At 60.6% G+C, this 16,735-nt stretch carries 16 protein-coding genes, 1 other RNA gene and 1 riboswitch; of the genes, 11 read left to right on the top strand and 6 right to left on the bottom strand.

Annotation, left to right across the window (positions count from 1 at the left end; all coding sequences use genetic code 11):
- Nucleotides 1–3: 3 nt before the first annotated feature.
- Nucleotides 4–906 (bottom strand): DMT family transporter, encoded by a 903-nt coding sequence (locus tag HYX42_RS19085; protein WP_293406100.1) that lies wholly within the window; start codon nucleotides 904–906, stop codon nucleotides 4–6.
- 273 nt (nucleotides 907–1,179) lie between these two features.
- Between HYX42_RS19085 and HYX42_RS19080 the strand changes: the two genes are divergently transcribed.
- Together HYX42_RS19080 and HYX42_RS19075 are read left to right on the top strand one after the other, a co-directional pair.
- Nucleotides 1,180–1,488, top strand: a complete 309-nt coding sequence (locus tag HYX42_RS19080) for a hypothetical protein (protein WP_293406099.1) — start codon at nucleotides 1,180–1,182, stop codon at nucleotides 1,486–1,488.
- 222 nt (nucleotides 1,489–1,710) lie between these two features.
- A complete protein-coding gene (locus tag HYX42_RS19075; RefSeq protein ID WP_293406097.1) occupies nucleotides 1,711–3,432 on the top strand; it encodes a thiamine pyrophosphate-binding protein in 1,722 nt (573 codons plus the stop codon).
- A 64-nt stretch (nucleotides 3,433–3,496) separates the two neighbouring features.
- On the opposite strand, the gene HYX42_RS19070 is transcribed toward HYX42_RS19075, so the two are convergent.
- Nucleotides 3,497–3,955, bottom strand: a complete 459-nt coding sequence (locus HYX42_RS19070; RefSeq protein ID WP_293406095.1) for an SWIB/MDM2 domain-containing protein — start codon at nucleotides 3,953–3,955, stop codon at nucleotides 3,497–3,499.
- Between the two features lie 511 nt (nucleotides 3,956–4,466).
- On the opposite strand from HYX42_RS19070, the gene rraA reads away from it, so the two are divergent.
- Nucleotides 4,467–4,973 carry a ribonuclease E activity regulator RraA gene (gene rraA / locus HYX42_RS19065; RefSeq protein ID WP_293406093.1) on the top strand — a complete coding sequence of 169 codons (507 nt, stop codon included), beginning with the start codon at nucleotides 4,467–4,469 and terminating at the stop codon, nucleotides 4,971–4,973.
- A 4-nt stretch (nucleotides 4,974–4,977) separates the two neighbouring features.
- On the opposite strand, the gene HYX42_RS19060 is transcribed toward rraA, so the two are convergent.
- The 4 genes from HYX42_RS19060 to HYX42_RS19045 all read right to left on the bottom strand — a co-directional run bounded on the left by HYX42_RS19060 (nucleotide 4,978) and on the right by HYX42_RS19045 (nucleotide 6,712).
- Nucleotides 4,978–5,793: a sulfite exporter TauE/SafE family protein gene (locus HYX42_RS19060; protein ID WP_293406092.1), complete on the bottom strand. Its 816-nt coding sequence runs from the start codon at nucleotides 5,791–5,793 to the stop codon at nucleotides 4,978–4,980.
- 37 nt (nucleotides 5,794–5,830) lie between these two features.
- A non-coding RNA gene (ssrS, locus tag HYX42_RS19055) (6S RNA) lies at nucleotides 5,831–6,010 on the bottom strand.
- Nucleotides 6,011–6,125: 115 nt separating this feature from the next.
- Nucleotides 6,126–6,476: a cell division protein ZapA gene (locus tag HYX42_RS19050; RefSeq protein ID WP_293406091.1), complete on the bottom strand. Its 351-nt coding sequence runs from the start codon at nucleotides 6,474–6,476 to the stop codon at nucleotides 6,126–6,128.
- Nucleotides 6,473–6,712 carry a DUF904 domain-containing protein gene (locus HYX42_RS19045; protein ID WP_293406090.1) on the bottom strand — a complete coding sequence of 80 codons (240 nt, stop codon included), beginning with the start codon at nucleotides 6,710–6,712 and terminating at the stop codon, nucleotides 6,473–6,475. The genes HYX42_RS19050 and HYX42_RS19045 overlap by 4 nt, the downstream gene beginning before the upstream one ends.
- 294 nt (nucleotides 6,713–7,006) lie before the next feature.
- On the opposite strand from HYX42_RS19045, the gene HYX42_RS19040 reads away from it, so the two are divergent.
- From HYX42_RS19040 to HYX42_RS19005, 8 genes are all read left to right on the top strand, one after another.
- A complete protein-coding gene (locus HYX42_RS19040) occupies nucleotides 7,007–8,971 on the top strand; it encodes a TonB-dependent receptor (protein WP_293406088.1) in 1,965 nt (654 codons plus the stop codon).
- A 29-nt stretch (nucleotides 8,972–9,000) separates the two neighbouring features.
- Nucleotides 9,001–9,284: riboswitch (cobalamin riboswitch) on the top strand.
- Between the two features lie 81 nt (nucleotides 9,285–9,365).
- Nucleotides 9,366–11,192, top strand: a complete 1,827-nt coding sequence (locus HYX42_RS19035) for a TonB-dependent receptor (protein ID WP_293406086.1) — start codon at nucleotides 9,366–9,368, stop codon at nucleotides 11,190–11,192.
- 5 nt (nucleotides 11,193–11,197) lie between these two features.
- On the top strand, nucleotides 11,198–12,541 hold the full coding sequence (locus HYX42_RS19030; protein WP_293406084.1) for a cobyrinate a,c-diamide synthase: 1,344 nt from the start codon (nucleotides 11,198–11,200) through the stop codon (nucleotides 12,539–12,541).
- Nucleotides 12,538–13,389, top strand: a complete 852-nt coding sequence (locus HYX42_RS19025) for a cobalamin-binding protein (protein WP_293406082.1) — start codon at nucleotides 12,538–12,540, stop codon at nucleotides 13,387–13,389. Before HYX42_RS19030 ends, HYX42_RS19025 begins: the two co-directional genes overlap by 4 nt.
- The gene (locus HYX42_RS19020) at nucleotides 13,382–13,972 is read left to right on the top strand and encodes a bifunctional adenosylcobinamide kinase/adenosylcobinamide-phosphate guanylyltransferase (RefSeq protein WP_293406080.1); all 591 of its coding nucleotides are present in this window, start codon (nucleotides 13,382–13,384) and stop codon (nucleotides 13,970–13,972) included. The genes HYX42_RS19025 and HYX42_RS19020 overlap by 8 nt, the downstream gene beginning before the upstream one ends.
- Nucleotides 13,969–14,862, top strand: a complete 894-nt coding sequence (locus tag HYX42_RS19015; RefSeq protein ID WP_293406078.1) for an ABC transporter substrate-binding protein — start codon at nucleotides 13,969–13,971, stop codon at nucleotides 14,860–14,862. Before HYX42_RS19020 ends, HYX42_RS19015 begins: the two co-directional genes overlap by 4 nt.
- Nucleotides 14,859–15,938, top strand: coding sequence for an iron ABC transporter permease (locus HYX42_RS19010; protein ID WP_293406076.1), 1,080 nt, complete (start codon nucleotides 14,859–14,861; stop codon nucleotides 15,936–15,938). Before HYX42_RS19015 ends, HYX42_RS19010 begins: the two co-directional genes overlap by 4 nt.
- An 8-nt stretch (nucleotides 15,939–15,946) precedes the next feature.
- Complete coding sequence (locus HYX42_RS19005; protein WP_293406074.1) at nucleotides 15,947–16,726, top strand: ABC transporter ATP-binding protein; 780 nt, start codon at nucleotides 15,947–15,949, stop codon at nucleotides 16,724–16,726.
- Nucleotides 16,727–16,735 lie beyond the last annotated feature (9 nt).

Below are 16,735 nucleotides of genomic sequence, written 5' to 3'. Positions count from 1 at the left end.
TTTTCAGGCCAGGGGTGTGTCAGCCTCGTTTTGGGCTGGTGTGCCTGGCTTGTTACCCCGCAGCATGTAGAGGCCTGAGCCCACCAGCAGGGCGATGCCGCACCAGGCGATGACGTTGGGTATGTCGCGCCAGCCCAGGTAGCCCAGCACCAGCGCAAAAATAATGCCGCTGTAGCGGAAGGGGCCGACCACCGACAGCTCGCCAAACCGCATGCTGCAGACCGTCAGGTAATAACCTGCAGCCAGAAACGCCGCTGCAAGCAGCAGCACGCCGAATTCAAACCCGCTGAAGGGCTGCCATGTCTGCGCCAGCGTCAAACCGCCCGACAGGGCCGTGACGGCCAGCGCCGTGGTCAGTGTGACGATGATGGACGGCACACCGGCGTCGATGCGGCGCGTCATCAGGTCGCGTGAGGCATGGCAAAGCGCCGCCAGCAGGCATACCAAAGCGTAGTAATTGAAGCCATCCGCACGCGGCTGAACCACCAGCAGCACGCCGGTGAACCCGGCACCTACAGCCAGCCAGCGCGCCGTGTTGACCCGCTCGCCCAGGAAGACGGCGGCAAACAACGTCATGAACAGCGGCGCGGCCAGCGTGATGGCTATCGCGTTGGCAATCGGCAGGTGAAACAGCGAGCCGAGATACAACATGGTCGCCAGCGCATCCACAAGTGCCCGGCCGGTGACCCAGCCGCGCGTGCCTGACGGCACACGCACCGGGGTGCGCAAGGCATAAGCGACGGCCAGTATCAACAGCACAGACAGTGCGCCCCGAATAAAAATGAGCTGTGAGCTGGGCATGCTCTGGCTTGCAAACTTGACGAGGGCATCGTTGGCCACAAAGCTGGCGGTGCCGCTCACCATGAAAAAGATACCGCGGCGGTTGGCGGCGGGGGAATGGTTCATGCGGTGTTTATACCGCGCCTCTGCTCGCTGACGGCTTCAGACGGCACTCTTGTGCCTGGGGATTTGGCGTCCATCACCTGGAATGGTCACGCGGCCACGACGGGCCGGTCGGGAATATTTCTATCTCGCAGTAGCCGTTCAGGGTGGACGGCGGCAAGCTTTGGTGAAATGATTCAAGCCATTGCCTTACGCCTTGCATATCCATGGCGCAATGTAATGGTCAGGGCCTGCCATCAGGCCCTGGTGACCGGCACGACATAAAAAGGAGTTCCCATGAATGATTCCAATACCCCCAAAGACGGTAATTTTGCAGCCTGGGTAGATGAAAAAGCCGAGGAACTGAAGTTTGCGCTTGGCGAGAAATTTCCCGTACCACCAACCGAACTCCATTCGCCATCCGTGCATGTGGAGACGGGGAAACAAAAACTGGAAGAGGTCTTGCTGGAGCATGAAGAGCCGACACCCGAGTTTCTTGAAGAACTCGCGGCCCTTGAACATGCTCCGCCGCTCAGCGAAGAAGAGCTTGCCCGGCAGGCGCTCGAGGCTGGCGGCGATGACGGGGACAGCAGCACACCAGAGTAGGCGCGGGTCAAGGGCCGCAGCGCAGGGCCGCCCCAAGCAAGGCCAGCCCCCTCGGGGGGCAGAGAGCCACACGCAGTGGGCGAACGTGGGGGTCTTTCTCTTGCAAGCTCGAGCCGTGGAACCGGCTTTGCCGGGCCACAGGCGGGCGGCCCCCTCGGGGGGCAGAGAGCCACACGCAGTGGGCGAACGTGGGGGCCACATTCCAGCGGCACAATAAGCCGCATGACTTCAAAACTTGCGGGCCATCTTCTTGTTGACTGCCTCCTGGCCCAGGGCGTAACTCATGCGTTTGGCGTTCCAGGTGAAAGCTACCTGGCTGTGCTGGATGGCCTGCACGCGCGCCGTGACCAGATCAAATTTGTGATCTGCCGCCAGGAGGGCGGGGCGGCCTACATGGCCGAGGCGCATGGCAAGCTGACCAACCGGCCCGGCGTGTGTATGGTGACGCGCGGCCCAGGCGCTACCAATGCATCCATAGGCGTTCATACGGCCTTCCAGGACTCGACCCCCATGGTGCTGCTGGTCGGCGATGTGGCCAGCGATTGCCGTGACCGTGAGGCGTTCCAGGAAGTCGATTACTTCAGTTTCTTTGGCCCCAGCACCAAAGGGTTTGCCAAACGCGTGGAGCGCATCGACGATGCGGACCGGATTCCGGAATATATTGCCCGCGCCTTCGCCACCGCCATGAACGGCAGGCCGGGCCCTGTCGTGCTGGTGTTGCCCGAAGACATGCTCACCCGCATGACCGATGCAGAGCCCCTGCCGCGCGTGGAGGCGGTGCAGGCCTGGAGCGACCCCGGGTCATTGCGAACCTTGCGTGAAATGCTGCTGGCCTCAAAACAGCCGCTGGTGATTGCCGGTGGCGGTGGCTGGACACCGCAGGCCGCGCAGGCGCTGCAACGCTTTGCCGAGAACTGGAAGCTGCCGGTGGGCAATGCCTTTCGTTTCCAGGACACCTTTGACAACCATCATCCGCTCTATGCGGGAGATGTCGGCATAGGCCTGAACCCCAAGCTGGCGGCTCGCGTCAAGGCCAGCGACCTCATCATCGCCATAGGCCCCAGGCTGGGTGAGATGACAACCAACAACTACACCCTGCTGGAAGCGCCACGGCCCAGGCAGAAGCTGGTCCACATCCATTCGAGCGCGGAAGAACTCAACCGCGTATACCAGGCTGACCTGGCCATCAACGCGACCATGAATGCCGCTGCGCGTTCCCTGGAGGTGCTGACAGCACCGGTGTCATTGCCATGGGAGGCGTGGACTGCGTCCGCGAATGAAGACTACCTGGCCAACCTTGAACCGCAGAAGCTGCCCGGAGATATCGACATGCCCGCCATCGTCGGGCTGCTGCAGAAACATCTGCCGGACGATGCCGTGCTGACCAATGGCGCAGGCAACTTTGCCAGCTGGGTGCATCGCTTCTTCAAACATCACGGCCTGGCCAAGGGCTTCAAGACGCAACTTGCACCTACCGTGGGCGCCATGGGTTACGGCGTGCCCGCAGGCATTGCAGCGGCCATCACGACAGGGCGTGTGGTGTTCACGATTGCGGGGGATGGCGATTTTTTGATGAACGGCCAGGAGCTGGCAACAGCCGTGCAGCACGGGGCAAAGACCATCATCGTGCTGCTCAACAACGGCATGTACGGCACGATACGCATGCACCAGGAGCGGGAGTATCCAGAGCATGAAAGTGGATCGCACCTGCAGAACCCCGACTTTGCGGCGCTGGCGCGGGCCTATGGCTATGCGGGTGTGCGCATCACGCGCACGGATGCGTTCGAAGCGGAACTGCTGGCGGCGCTGGGGCGCGACGAGGGCACCGTGATTGAAATCATGCTGGACCCGGAGGTCATCACCACGCGCGGAACCCTCTCGGCGATCACGCAGAATGCATTGAAGGCATCAGATCAGGCCAGCCCAGGGCATAGAGCCCCATGACCCGGGTGTTGCGCGCATAAAAAAAGGCCGGTGAAAACCGGCCTTTTCAGTTCAGCAGGGCTGATTACTTGACGTGCTTGCCGATCAGGCCAGCCATCTCGAACATCGAGACTTGTGCCTTGCCGAATACGGCCTTCAGCTTGTCGTCTGCGTTGATCATGCGCTTGTTGATCTTGTCCTGCAGGCCCTTGGACTTGATGTATGTCCACAGCTTGCTGACGATCTCTGTGCGTGGCAGTGGCTTGTCGCCGACCACCGCGGCCAGTGCCGGGCTCAGGGTCAATGCCTTCATGAACGCTGCGTTGGGGGTACGCTTTTTGGCAGGCGCCTTTTTGGCTGCTGGCTTTTTGGCCGCAACTTTCTTGGCGGGGGCTGCTTTTTTAGCGGCTACCTTTTTCGCAGGAGCTGCTTTTTTAGCGGCTACCTTTTTCGCAGGAGCTGCTTTTTTCGCAGCTACTTTCTTTGCCGGAGCAGCCTTTTTTGCTGGCGCTTTTTTAGCCGGTGCTTTTTTTGCAGTTGCCATGATTGATTTTCCTTCTAGAAGTTGATAAATCACCACTAGAGATAACTACTCCCCAATGGCAATGCGGATGCTACTGGAGAAAAACCCCATTTCATAGGGGAAAAGCACTTTTTTTGAGTCTTTATGTTGCGGATTTACCCCGGAAAACCGTAAATCCTCCTCTGGGGAGCGTGATCGTCGCCTGCGTTTAGTGCTTCAACCGGCGTTTTTCGCTGGAGAAAGTGGTGCGCGGGCTACTCCATATCAGCATGAAAACGCGCAGCAGTACGTGTCTGCACAGGTCGTGACGGCCTTCTTTTTTTGAGATGTGCGGGTGGGGCATGCTCACGCAAAATAGAGATAACGCCACTAACGTCGCGCCAGCAAACAGCATTCTTGGTGCACTCCGAGCGTCCTTCGGATCAGGGCATCGAGGTGCAACGCTTGCTAAAGTTACGCGTACCGCCGGATGCGTGCATGGCTGACATGCCACGGGCGTGAGGCAGAAATTTTTTCAGGAAAGGTGATCTCCATGGGCAGTCTGGAATTTGCGACTTGTGATTTATGCGATACCCATAAAAACGACAGTTCAGGCGTTTTTCGTGTGCTGCCGCCTGTGTTCCCGGATTTCGGTGGTGTTAAAAAGTTTTCCGGACCGGTCACAACCATCAAGTGTTTCGAAGACAACTCGCTGGTCAAGGCCGCTGTTGATTCGCCCGGCCTTGGCCGCGTTCTGGTTGTTGATGGCGGCGCCTCATTGCGCAGGGCCCTGCTGGGCGGAAACCTCGGCGCAGCAGCCGCCAGGAATGGCTGGGCGGGTGTCGTGATTGACGGGTGTGTGCGAGACCTTGCTGAACTGGCGCAGTGCAGCACGGGCATCCGTGCGCTGGCAGCCATGCCGTTGCCAACTGAAAAGCGTAACGAAGGCCAGCGGGATGTCCCGGTGCAGGTGCAAGGCGTGTGGATTCGCCCCGGAGACTGGCTCTATGCCGATGAGGACGGCATCGTGGTGGTCGACGCCGGCTCAAAGGCCCGCTGAATGATTAGCTGGTCAGGCCTTTGTAGAGCATATAGGCGGCCAGCACATAGAGGATGCTGGCGAAGACGCGCTTGAGCTTGCGCACGGGCAGGCTGTGAGCGGCTTTGGCGCCCAGGGGAGCCACCAGGAAGCTGCAGATGGCGATCACCACAAGGGCAGGCAGCCAGATGTAGCCGAAAGAAGCCGGAGGCAGGTTTTGCACGTGCAGGCCGCTGAAGATGTAGCCGACCACGTTAGCAACAGCGATCGGAAAGCCAAGCGCTGCTGACGTGGCGACCGCACTGTGAATGGCAACATTGCACCAGGTCATGAAGGGGACGCTGATAAAGCCGCCGCCCGCGCCTACCAGGCCCGACAGGAAGCCGATAAAGCTTCCTGCAGCAAATTGGCCGGCGGTGCCTGGCATCTGCCGCGTGGGCTTGGGTTTCTTGTCAAGAAACATCTGGGTCGCCGAAAAGCCGACAAACAATCCGAAAAAGATGGCGAGATAGGAGCCCTTGAGCAGGGCAAAAACGCCTAGGCTGCCGATGATGCTGCCGACCACGATGCCGGGCGCCAGACGCTTGACGATATCCCACCGGACTGCGCCGCGTTTGTGGTGCGCCCGCACGCTTGAAAGCGAGGTAAAAATGATGGTGGCCATGGACGTGGCGATTGCCATCTTGACAGCCAGGTCGGGCATGACGCCGCGATTGGACAGGATGATGGTGAGGAAGGGGACCATGATCATGCCGCCGCCTATACCGAGCAGCCCTGCAAGGAAGCCGGTACCGACGCCGAGCACGGCAAGTTCAACAATCAAAAGAGGTTCGAAGATCATGGGAGTTGCGAAGTGTTGGCGCGAAAGCCTGAGGATAAAGGTGTCTGCGAATGCCACCGGGCCGTCATCCTGAACCAGGGTTCAGGTGGGCGAGGGCAGCCTGACTTTGGGTCCGTCTAACGCGAGACGATCACGCCAGCCAGGCAATTTACCAAGCCCGAGCTCAAAGAGCATTGGTACAAGGAAATATAAAGCCCGATGAGCACCGCAGACAAACCGATTGTAGGCCTTTGATGCAGATGGTGCAGTCTGGTTACCCGATAACTCCTGCAGGGTGTGGGCGTAAAAAAGCCCCTGTTGCGGGGCTTTTTAATGGAGAAGGTATTGAGGACCTAGAGAAGTTGTCCGTCCTGGCCAAGGACCATGTCCAGCCGATGCAAAAGGCCAGCCAGTTGTGGACTGTCATGTACGGTATCGCTGCCCGATTGGGGTGTTTGCAATGGCATGGGTGCACTGGATGCTTCAAACGCTGGTTCCGCGAGCGAGCGGTCAGGCAATTCAAATGCGAGATTGAGTGCGGCCAGAACTGCAATCCGGTCGCGCGCCTTGATCTTGCCCGCATCGCGGATCTTGCACATGGCGATGTCGACGCGGTTGACGGCATCCAGCATGCGGGCGTCACCGTTCTCGGGGCAACCAAGCAGGTAGCTCTGGCCCATGATCTGTACTTCAAGCTGCTTCATTGTGGGGTTCCCGCAGGCGCGTGCATGCCATTGACGGCGTTCTCGGGCAGGCGCTCGAGCAGGGCATCCACACGGGCGCGCGCTGCGCTCAGCCTTGATTTCAGCGAATCCCGCTCGTGCGTCAGCACTGCAAGCTGCTCGTTGAGCAAGGCATTGGTGCGCTGAAGCTCTTCGTACCTGAGCAGGAGCCGCTCGACGCGTTCGGTGATCTGGTCGATTTGGGTTTGGTTCGCCATGGCAGCCTGATTGTAGGGTTTGACGGCAGGATTGGGTAAGGACGGCCATAGAATCGGCAACTGTTGGTGCATACGGTGTGGTTCACACGCTGCAGTTCCAGGGCTGTTGGGCTGGCTGTACCCCCAATGGGTGATGGTTGCGGTTGCCCACTGACGCTATTTGGCGCGATGGCAACCGTGTTGCCAGACCCATAAGCCGCCAACGAGGTGGTCATTCGATCCGGAGGGGTCGCATGCCCGTGATACCTGTACGCTGGCGAGTGGCCGGGTGCCGGGGCTTTTGATTGCCTGTCCATGAAAACCTGTTTGAACCTTGCCCGCCTGACGGTGCTTTCGATTGGCGTGTCCGCTGCATTCGCAGCCGGGGCTCAAGTTGCCGAGGCAGACCTGACAGGCACCCGCATCGCCCGCCCCCGTGAAGCCCAGCCGTTTGGCATCAGTGTGATCACGGCAGATGACATACAGCGCATCGGTGCGACGACCGTCAACGATGCGATCATCCGTTTGCTGGGAGCCGGGTCACACCTCGACTTTTTTGGTGCGGGGGAATATTCACTCGACCTGCGCGGATTCGGAAAAACTGCGGACAGCAACCAGGTGGTGATGCTTGATGGCGTGCGGATCAAGGAGTCCGACTTCGATGCGATTCGTCTTGCAGGAATTCCCATCGATTCGGTGGCAAAAATAGAAGTGATCCGCGGAAGCGGAGGTGTGCTTTATGGTTCCGGGTCCACGGGTGGGGTGATCTCCATCACGACAAAAGGCCGGGAAGGGCAAACGCGTGTCAACAGTGCATCCCTCTATGGGACGGTGGGCAGCAATCGCATGAGTGAGGCACGGGCAAACGCAACAGTGTCTGGGGGAGGTTTTTCGCTGGATATCAATGCCGCCCGGCGCAATGGGAACAATGATCGCGACAATTATTGGTCTGGCAGCGGTGCACTTAGCCTGCTTGGCCAGTGGAAAAATGACTGGCTCCGGTTGGGCGTCAGCCATTCGCAGGATGGGTTGAATGCCGGGCTTGCTGGTCTGCTGACGCCTGCGGTCTATCAGGCCAATCCCAGGACAGCCACAACCCCAACCGACAGCGTTGTCATCAACAATGTCCGGCATGGCCTGTTTGGCGAGATGAGGTCAGGCGACTGGAAGTTTTTCGCAGATGCGGGCATGCGAAACAAGAAGCTGCGCAACGTTCTGCAGGGCAAATATGGCGGCGGGTATGACGTGAAGGGTGTGAACTACGCGCTGCGTGCGGTGCATCAGGCGCGGCAAGCCTCGTTTTCGAACAGCCTGATCCTGGGCACCGATTACGCGCGCTGGCAGCGTGAAACGCCTGCTGTGCCCGCTGCATTGGTGGCAACACAGGTATCACGAGGGTTTTATGTCCGTGATGAGCTGACCCTTGCGTCCAGCGGTACAACGCTTTCTGCAGGTGTACGCACGGAGCGCGTGACAGGCCATAACGACAACGCTACCTTCGGGTCGCGTGATATTTCAGATCCGCTGACGTCGTGGGAACTGGGCATCAACCAACCCGTCAGCAAGGAAGTTTCCGTCTACGGCCGCGTCGGGCGAAGCTTCAGGGTTGCCCAGGTGGAGGAGTTCAACTACACGCCTTTTGGGGTCATCCTCAAACCGCAACGCTCACGCGACACGGAAATTGGTTCACGTTATGCAGCGGGACGCGTCAAGCTTGATGCACGTATTTACCGAAGCGCGATCACGGACGAGATTGGCTACGATCTGGCCAGATTCACGTCTATTGCAGCCTTCGGTGCCAATGTCAATTTTGATCCCACCCTGCGTACAGGGCTTGAAGCCGAGGGGGTTTACGAATGGTCAGATAGTCTGGGGCTTCGTGTTAACACCGCACTGCGCAAGTCACGGTTTGTGGGAGGCGTTTATGCCGGCAAGGAACTGGTCCGTACCCCTGCTCGCATGCTGGGCGTACATGCAGACTGGCGCCCCATGGCCAAACATCTTTTGAGTGGTGGTGTGACCGCATTTTCAGCGCAGCGGCTGGATATTTCCAACCTGTGTGCGATGCCGGGGTACACCGTGGCTGACGTGAGATACGCCTACCAGTTCAGGGAGGCAGAGATTTCGCTGGCCATCGCCAATCTTTTCGACCGGCGATTTTTTACCAAGGCGGAATGTGATGCCCCGGTAGCTGGAACCCCTGGCTCAGGTGGCATTACCAGCAGCATCTTCCCCGAGCCGGGCAGGGCGCTGCGGCTGGCCGTCAGGTTCCAGTTCTAGCTACCGGCGGTTGGCAAGGCCTTTCGGACGCTAGAATACATTTTGTTGGTGCTCGGGGTGTGGTTCACACACTCCAGTTCAACGGGAAGCAGGAGGGAGTCTCCAGCCATGCACGCCGGTCAATCCGATGTGCAAGCGCCGCGACTCTTAACCTGCGCTGCCCCCGCAACGGTAAAACGGACGGGTCATTTCCTTTTATTCAGGAACTGGTCCAGTTTTCATCACAGCCACTGAGTGCCTTGAACAAGCACCTGGGAAGGCGATGAGAACAGTTCCGTCAGCCCGGATACCGGCCAACAACGTGGACGTGCGCGCTTTTTTCGTGGCCGCATGTCCGTATCGCTCATGACTGGCGGGGAAGCTGGTCCGGGTATTTTGTTGATTGTTCCTACCGATGAAAACTTGTATTTTCCGCACGCGCCTTGCCGTGCTTCCACTGGCGCTGGCCGCCGCATTTCCAGTCTTTTCGCAGACCGGCATATCCCGCCTGAATCCCGAAATGGGCGGTGTTGTCGTCACGGCGACGCGCACGGAATCGCGTGTTGACGAAGTGCTGGCCGATGTCACGGTTATTTCCCGTGAACAAATCGAGCAGCAGCCCGGCCGCACCCTCTCGGATCTGATCGCTCGGCAGGCTGGCCTGCAAACCGCGTCCAACGGAGGCCTGGGTAAATCTTCCAGCCTGTTTATTCGCGGGAGCGAGTCGCGTCATGTGTTGTTCCTGATTGATGGTGTTCCCTTCTCATCCGCGACGGCCGGAACGCCTTCGCTGGACAACATTCCGCTCGACAGCATCGAGCGCATCGAGGTGCTCAAGGGCCCGGCATCCGCGCTGTATGGCAGCGACGCGGTCGGTGGTGTGGTGCAGATATTTACGCGGCGCGGCACCAGTGGCTTCAAACCCTATGCAAGCGTGACGCTGGGAAGTGAAGACCGCCGGGAGGCGACCGCCGGGCTGCGCGGTGGCGTGGGCAATGTGAGTTATGCGATTGGCGTGCAAAACCTGCGGGAAAAGGGCTTTTCTTCGACGAACCCTGCCGTCGGTACGAGCTTCAATTCAGACCGTGATGGCTTCAAGCAACGCAGCCTGACCGGCTCTGTCGACTGGCGTTTTGCACCGGGATGGAAGGTAGACATGAACCTGCTGACCTCCGATGGCATCAACCACTATGACAGCGGCCCTACGGCCTACGATACGCACGCGGACGTCAAGAATCGTGTCTATGGTCTGGGTATTGAAGGCCAGTTGTCTGCACGCTGGAAATCGCGCTTTTCCCTGGCACATTCCGAGGATCTTTCCGATAGCTATTCGAGCCCTGTTGCAAGCGTCTTCAATACCCGGCAGGACAAGATGACCTGGCTGAACGAAATCAGTACACCCGTCGGCAAGGTGTTGGCTGGTCTGGAACGCCTGGACCAGACCGTGAGCGGCAGCACCGCCTATACAGTTGCCAGGCGCATCACCAATTCGGCTTTTGTCGGACTCAATGGTGAGGCCGGACGTCACAGCTGGCAGGCCAACGCGCGGCATGACGGAGATTCGCAATTCGGCGGAGCCAATACCGGGCTGCTGGCATATGGCTATAAGCTGACGCCGGACCTGCGTGTGCGCGGCTCATATGGCACGACCTACAAGGCGCCATCTTTCAACACGCTTTATTTTCCTGGTTTTGGCAATGCAACAACACAGCCGGAACGCGGCAAAAGTGCTGAAGTCGGCATGACCTACACCCGCGGCAGCAACGAGTTCAAGGTGACCCACTACCAGAACGATATCCGCAACTTCATCACCATCTTGCCCGCAGTTGTGAATGTACCGAGCACCCTGATCAAAGGGTGGACGCTGTCTTACGAAGGGCAATCAGGTAACTGGTCTTACCGCAGCGCACTGGATATTCTGGACGCCCGCAACAAGGCCAACAATCTGAAGCTGATACGCCGGGCCGACGAGCAGATAACGGCTGCCATTGACTACGGCGTCGGCCCCTGGAAATCCGGTATGTCGCTGTTGGCAGTTTCCAGCCGTTTTGACAATGCTGCCAATACGGTGCCGTTGGGCGGATTTACGACGGCTGATCTGTATGTCAATTACGCCCTGATGCGGGATTGGTTGCTGCAGGCCAGTATCAACAACGTCGGCAACAAGACGTATCAGACCGCTCTTGGCTATAACCAGTCAGGGCGCGCGGTTTACTTCACGGCGCGCTGGCAGCCAAAATAGGCTTCATGACCGCAAACTGCCCCGCCATCCTTGTCGCCGCTCCGGCTTCCGGACAGGGCAAGACGACTGTTGCCTGTGCGCTGGCGCGTCTGCATTCGCGGCAGGGGCTGAGGGTTCGCGTGTTCAAGTGCGGCCCTGATTTTCTGGACCCGCACTGGCTCACCCTTGCCAGCGGTGCGCCGGTGCACCAGCTTGACTTGTGGATGACAGGCCCGGCTGACTGTGCCCGGCGCCTGCATGACGCCGCGGCGGATGCAGACCTCATCATTGTTGAGGGCGTGATGGGGCTGTTTGATGGTGACCCGAGTGCGGCAGACCTTGCGCAGCGTTTCGGTCTGCCCGTGCTTGCGGTGATTGATGCCAGCGCCATGGCCGGTACGTTCGGGGCGCTGGCCTGGGGTTTGCAGCATTACCGCGAGGGCCTGCGTTTTGCCGGAGTACTGGCCAATCGGGTGGCTTCGCCCGGGCATGCGGACATGCTCAAAGACGGGCTGCGTGATGCCTCCCAATGGCAGGGCGGGCTGATGCGCGGTGACGCATTTGCCTTGCCCGAGCGTCATCTTGGCCTTGTCGTGGCCGGCGAACTGTTAGACGCCGAAGCGCGACTCGATGCAGCTGCCGATGCACTTGCGACTACACCGCTGGGCCAGATGACGGCTGCCGACCTTCATGCATGGGACGTGATTTTCGAGGTGGAAAGTACAACTGATGCACACATCTCCCAACATGCCTTGCAGGGTACAACCATCGCAGTGGCAAGGGACGCCGCGTTCTGTTTCATGTATGCAGCCAACGTCGACTGCCTGCAAGCCATGGGCGCGCGGCTGGTATATTTTTCACCACTCAAGGATGCGGCTTTGCCCGCGTGCGATGCGCTCTGGCTTCCCGGTGGCTACCCGGAACTGCACGCCGGGGCCATTGCTGCGAATGGCCCGATGAAAGCAGGCATCGCAGCGCATGTGAATGCTGGCAAACCGGTCTGGGCGGAATGCGGCGGCATGATGGCGCTGTTTGACAAACTCACGACGGCAGATGGCACAAGCTTTCCCATGTGGGGCGTTCTGCCGGGCAGCGTGACGCTCCAAAAGCGTCTCGCCGCCCTGGGCCCGCAGCAGCTTGAATTGCCGGGTGGTGCGATGCGTGGCCATTCGTTTCACTACTCCACCGTTGAAACCGGCCTGATGCCCAGGTCCCGCACGACGGCTGCTCCGGGGAAAAAAATGAGGGGTGAGGGTGAGGCCCTGTATGTACACGGCCCTTCAGGAGCCGTTCAGGCAAGTTATTTTCATGCGTGGTTTGCATCCAATCCGGCTGCCGCCGCCGCACTGTTTGTGAAGGCTCCTGCATGACTGAAAAAATCACCGATTGGCGGACGCTGGCCTCGGGCACGGACCAGTCTGCCTATGGTCCGCAACGCATCGTTTGCCTGACTGAGGAGCCTACCGAATGGCTTTACATGCTGGGCGAAGAGCGCCGCATTGTGGGTATTTCCGGCTACACCGTGCGGCCACCGCGGGCGCGTGAAGAAAAACCCAGGGTCAGTGCCTTCCTCAGTGCAAAGATTGACAAGATCATCGACCTCAAGCCGGATTGCGTGATCGGGTTCTCCGACCTGCAGGCCGACATCGCCTCCCAACTGGTCAAAAAAGGCGTTCAGGTCACGATCTTCAACCAGCGCAGCGTCGCGGAGATTTTCTCCATGATGTTCCAGCTTGCAGCCATGGTCGGCCAGCAGGCCAGGGGGCTTGAGTTGATGCAGTCCATGCAGGGCAGGTTGCTGGCCATCGAGCAGGAGGCTGCGACCCTGAAACGCCGGCCCCGCGTATTTTTTGAAGAATGGTACGACCCGCACATCAGCGCAATCGCCTGGGTATCCGAGCTGATGGGCATTGCGGGGGGCGACGACTGCTTTCCGGAACTCGCCACCAAAGCCATGGGCAAGGACCGCATCATTGCAGACGGTGGCGAGATCGTTCAACGCAATCCTGACATCATTTTCGGCTCGTGGTGCGGCCGCAAGTTTCGTCCGGACCATGTGCGCAGGCGTCCCGGGTGGGAGGGTGTCAACGCGGTCAGGAACAACCAGCTGTTTGAAATCAAGTCTGCGGAGATCCTTCAACCTGGCCCGGCATCGCTGACCGATGGTGTTGAGCAACTGCACCGCATCATCATGCAATGGAGCCGTGATCATGGTTGAGGCCGTTTCAATATCCCGCACCGAGTTGATACTCGGTGGCCAGAAAAGCGGCAAGTCGCGCCGCGCGGAACTATTGGCAAACTGCTGGCTGGCGCAATCCCCCGTACACCGGGCTGTGCTGATTGCCACGGCCCGCCCGTGGGACGAGGAAATGAAGGAACGCATCCGGCGCCACCAGCAGGACAGGGCCGAACGTGTGCCCGGCATGACCACTGTAGAAGCGCCTCTGCAACTGGCCGGCGCCATGGCCCGGCATAGCGCTGAAAACACCCTGGTGGTGGTCGACTGCCTGACCCTCTGGCTGACGAACTGGCTCATGCCCGCGCCGGGCCATGAGTCAAACCCGTCTGCAGTGCTCAGGGAAGGTGGGGAAATGGCCATGACCTTGAGGGCCATTGGGTCGGCCCGCGGACCTGTCGTGCTGGTTGGCAACGAGATCGGCCTGGGCGTGATCCCGATGGGGCGGGAGACGCGCGCCTTTGTCGATGCGCTCGGCTTGCTGAACCAGCAGGTGGCCGGTGCCTGTGAGCGAGTCACCCTCATGGCTGCCGGTTTGCCGCTGACCCTGAAAGCCCCTTTGTGAAACGTCTCGCCTTTCTGGTGCCCCTGTTTTTCCTGGTGTTGGCCGTGCCCGTCCGGGCGTTGCAGGTGACTGACGATCGCGGCGTGACCGTGACGTTTGAGCAATCGCCACAGCGCATCGTCAGCCTGCTGCCTTCGCTGACCGAAAGCGTCTGCGAGCTGGGGCAGTGCCACCGACTGGTAGGTGTGGACCGGTATTCCAATTACCCGGACAGCGTCAAACGCCTGACCGTGGTGGGCGGCGGCATAGATCCGAATATTGAAATGATCGTTGCTCTCAAACCCGATGTGGTGCTCATGGCCACCTCGTCACGCGGGGGCGAGCGGTTGCGGGCGCTGGGTCTGCGGGTAGTGGCGCTGGAGCCTAAAACCCATGCCGACGTGCAGCGCGTGATACTCAAACTGGGCCAGTTGCTGGAGGTGGGTGATGCCGCGCGCATCTGGCGCACGATCGACGCGGGTGTTTCCGCAGCGGCCCAGTCGCTGCCGGCCGGTACGCGCGGTACGCGGGTCTACTTTGAGGTCAACCCGGGCCCGTACGCGGCGGGCGAGTCGTCTTTCATTGGTGAGACGCTGACACGTCTGGGTGTCAAAAACATCGTGCCCGCCAGGCTGGGACCTTTTCCCAAGCTGAATCCCGAGTACATCGTCCGGGCCAACCCCGACCTGATCATGATTGGTCAACGCAGCGCCGACGGCCTGCAGGTGCGGCCCGGCTGGCAGGGCATTCGCGCACTGCGCGAGCAGCGGGTCTGCATCTTCCCGACGGAAGAGGCCAATGTGCTGGTGCGTCCCGGCCCCCGCATGGCAGAAGGTGCGCGCCTGATGGCCCGGTGTTTGACCGGCAAGGCGCCCGGGTCCCCTGCGGCAGTGATGGGGCCCAAGCCATGATGCAGGCCCGCGTGTGGTGGCTGGTATGGGTCGGGGTGCTGGGTGCGCTGGCCCTCGTGGCGTTGGGCATTTGCGTGGGAAGTGCCGGGCTCGAGAATTTGATCCGGCCGCTTCTGAATCCTGCGCAGGACCCGCAGCAAACCGCGATGGCGCAGCAGATCGTCTGGCAAATCCGGCTGCCGCGTACGCTGGGCGCCTGGGCCGCAGGCGCTTTGCTGGGCCTGGCCGGCGCGGTTGCGCAGGGCCTGTTTCGCAACCCCCTTGCTGACCCCTATCTGCTGGGCAGTGCATCAGGAGCATCGTTGGGTGTTGCATTGGCGCTTGCGGCCCTGGGCGGTGGTGCAGGCATGCTGGGCGGCAGCATGATGAATGGTGGTGTGACTGTCAGTGTGTTCTCCAGCAGCGTGTGGGTGCGACTGGGTCTCACGGGCGCAGCGTTTATGGGCGCCGTGTTGGCGGTGATGCTCACCCTGATGCTGTCGCGCGGTGTGGGGCATACCTTGCGCCTGCTGCTGGCCGGTGTGGTGGTGGGCGTGGTGCTGGGTGCCACGACGCATCTGGTGCTGCTGTTCTCGCCCGAATCGCTGCAGGCCATGCAGGCCTTCATGCTCGGCTCGACCGCCTTTGTCGGCTGGACTTCGTGCATCCTCATGGTTGGCGTCTGGGCCGTGTGCGTACTGGCGGCCTGGCTGCTGGCCCGCGTGCTCGACGGGCTGAGCCTGGGAGACGCCACCGCCATCAGCCTGGGTCTTCCCGTGGCGCCCATGCGTGCGGCGCTGGTGGCGGTGCTGGCGCTGGCCACGGGTACGGCCGTGGCCCAGACCGGGCTGATCGCCTTTGTCGGCCTGGCAGCTCCACATCTGGTGCGGTCGGTTGTCAAGACCACGCACGCCCACTTGATGCTGCTCTCCAGCCTGATGGGCGGCGTTTTGCTGATGGCTGCCGACACGCTGGCGCGCGGTTTGATTGCGCCGCAGGAGTTGCCAGTGGGCATGCTCACCGCCGTGCTGGGCGGCGGTTACCTGCTGTGGCTCATGCACCGCAGCAGCAATCTGGGTGGAGCGCACCCGACATGAACACTGCCATGAATTCAGTAGCCATAGGCGCACGTTCCATAGGGGCCAGTCTCGGAACCGGTCTTCATAAACAACGCGTGCTGCACGATATCAGCCTGGACTTTGCTGCGGCACGGTGGACCAGCATCGTGGGACCCAACGGCGCAGGCAAATCCACCCTGCTCAGGGCGCTGGCCGGGCTGCTCGCACACAGTGGCAGCGTCACGCTGCTTGGCCAGCCTTTGCACAGCCTGCCACACCGCGAGCGTGCCCGCCAGCTGGCCTGGCTGGGACAGAACGAAGCCTCAGCCGATGATTTGACGGTATGGGACGTGGCCATGCTGGGACGTCTGCCGCACCAGGCCTGGCTGGCGCCCCCCAGCGAAGCTGACCATGCCGCGGTGGAGGGCGCGCTGCGTGCCACCAGCGCGTGGGATTGGCGTCAGCGCGCCCTGGGCCAGCTCTCGGGCGGCGAACGCCAGCGTGTGCTGCTGGCTCGCGCCCTGGCGGTACAAGCCCAGGTGTTGCTGATGGACGAACCCATGGCCAACCTGGATCCCCCCCATCAGGCCGACTGGCTGCTCATCGTGCGCGAACTGGTGGCGGGCGGTAAGACCGTCGTCAGCGTGCTCCATGAAATTTCATTTGCCTTGCAGGCCGATGAACTCGTGGTGATGGATCAGGGCCGCGTCACGCATCAGGGTGCCTGCATCGACCCGGCCACACACCGCGCGCTGCAGGAGGTGTTTGACCAGCGTATCGGTGTACACCTGGTATCTGGCCAGTGGGTGGCGCTGCCCAGAATTTGAAGGAACTTT

Origin of the sequence: Polaromonas sp. (genome assembly GCF_016185115.1) — a bacterium.
In the GTDB taxonomy this organism is placed as follows: domain Bacteria; phylum Pseudomonadota; class Gammaproteobacteria; order Burkholderiales; family Burkholderiaceae_C; genus Polaromonas.
The sequence above is the reverse complement of the archived record's forward strand: the minus strand, read 5'-3'. Positions and strand labels throughout refer to the sequence as shown.

What these genes read in the sequence shown, in the direction of transcription:
- HYX42_RS19085 (WP_293406100.1), bottom strand. Translation starts at nt 906, where the DNA reads ATGAACCATTCCCCCGCCGCCAACCGCCGCGGTATCTTTTTCATGGTG.
- HYX42_RS19080 (WP_293406099.1), top strand. Translation starts at nt 1,180, where the DNA reads ATGAATGATTCCAATACCCCCAAAGACGGTAATTTTGCAGCCTGGGTA.
- HYX42_RS19075 (WP_293406097.1), top strand. Translation starts at nt 1,711, where the DNA reads ATGACTTCAAAACTTGCGGGCCATCTTCTTGTTGACTGCCTCCTGGCC.
- HYX42_RS19070 (WP_293406095.1), bottom strand. Translation starts at nt 3,955, where the DNA reads ATGGCAACTGCAAAAAAAGCACCGGCTAAAAAAGCGCCAGCAAAAAAG.
- rraA (WP_293406093.1), top strand. Translation starts at nt 4,467, where the DNA reads ATGGGCAGTCTGGAATTTGCGACTTGTGATTTATGCGATACCCATAAA.
- HYX42_RS19060 (WP_293406092.1), bottom strand. Translation starts at nt 5,793, where the DNA reads ATGATCTTCGAACCTCTTTTGATTGTTGAACTTGCCGTGCTCGGCGTC.
- HYX42_RS19050 (WP_293406091.1), bottom strand. Translation starts at nt 6,476, where the DNA reads ATGAAGCAGCTTGAAGTACAGATCATGGGCCAGAGCTACCTGCTTGGT.
- HYX42_RS19045 (WP_293406090.1), bottom strand. Translation starts at nt 6,712, where the DNA reads ATGGCGAACCAAACCCAAATCGACCAGATCACCGAACGCGTCGAGCGG.
- HYX42_RS19040 (WP_293406088.1), top strand. Translation starts at nt 7,007, where the DNA reads ATGAAAACCTGTTTGAACCTTGCCCGCCTGACGGTGCTTTCGATTGGC.
- HYX42_RS19035 (WP_293406086.1), top strand. Translation starts at nt 9,366, where the DNA reads ATGAAAACTTGTATTTTCCGCACGCGCCTTGCCGTGCTTCCACTGGCG.
- HYX42_RS19030 (WP_293406084.1), top strand. Translation starts at nt 11,198, where the DNA reads ATGACCGCAAACTGCCCCGCCATCCTTGTCGCCGCTCCGGCTTCCGGA.
- HYX42_RS19025 (WP_293406082.1), top strand. Translation starts at nt 12,538, where the DNA reads ATGACTGAAAAAATCACCGATTGGCGGACGCTGGCCTCGGGCACGGAC.
- HYX42_RS19020 (WP_293406080.1), top strand. Translation starts at nt 13,382, where the DNA reads ATGGTTGAGGCCGTTTCAATATCCCGCACCGAGTTGATACTCGGTGGC.
- HYX42_RS19010 (WP_293406076.1), top strand. Translation starts at nt 14,859, where the DNA reads ATGATGCAGGCCCGCGTGTGGTGGCTGGTATGGGTCGGGGTGCTGGGT.
- HYX42_RS19005 (WP_293406074.1), top strand. Translation starts at nt 15,947, where the DNA reads ATGAATTCAGTAGCCATAGGCGCACGTTCCATAGGGGCCAGTCTCGGA.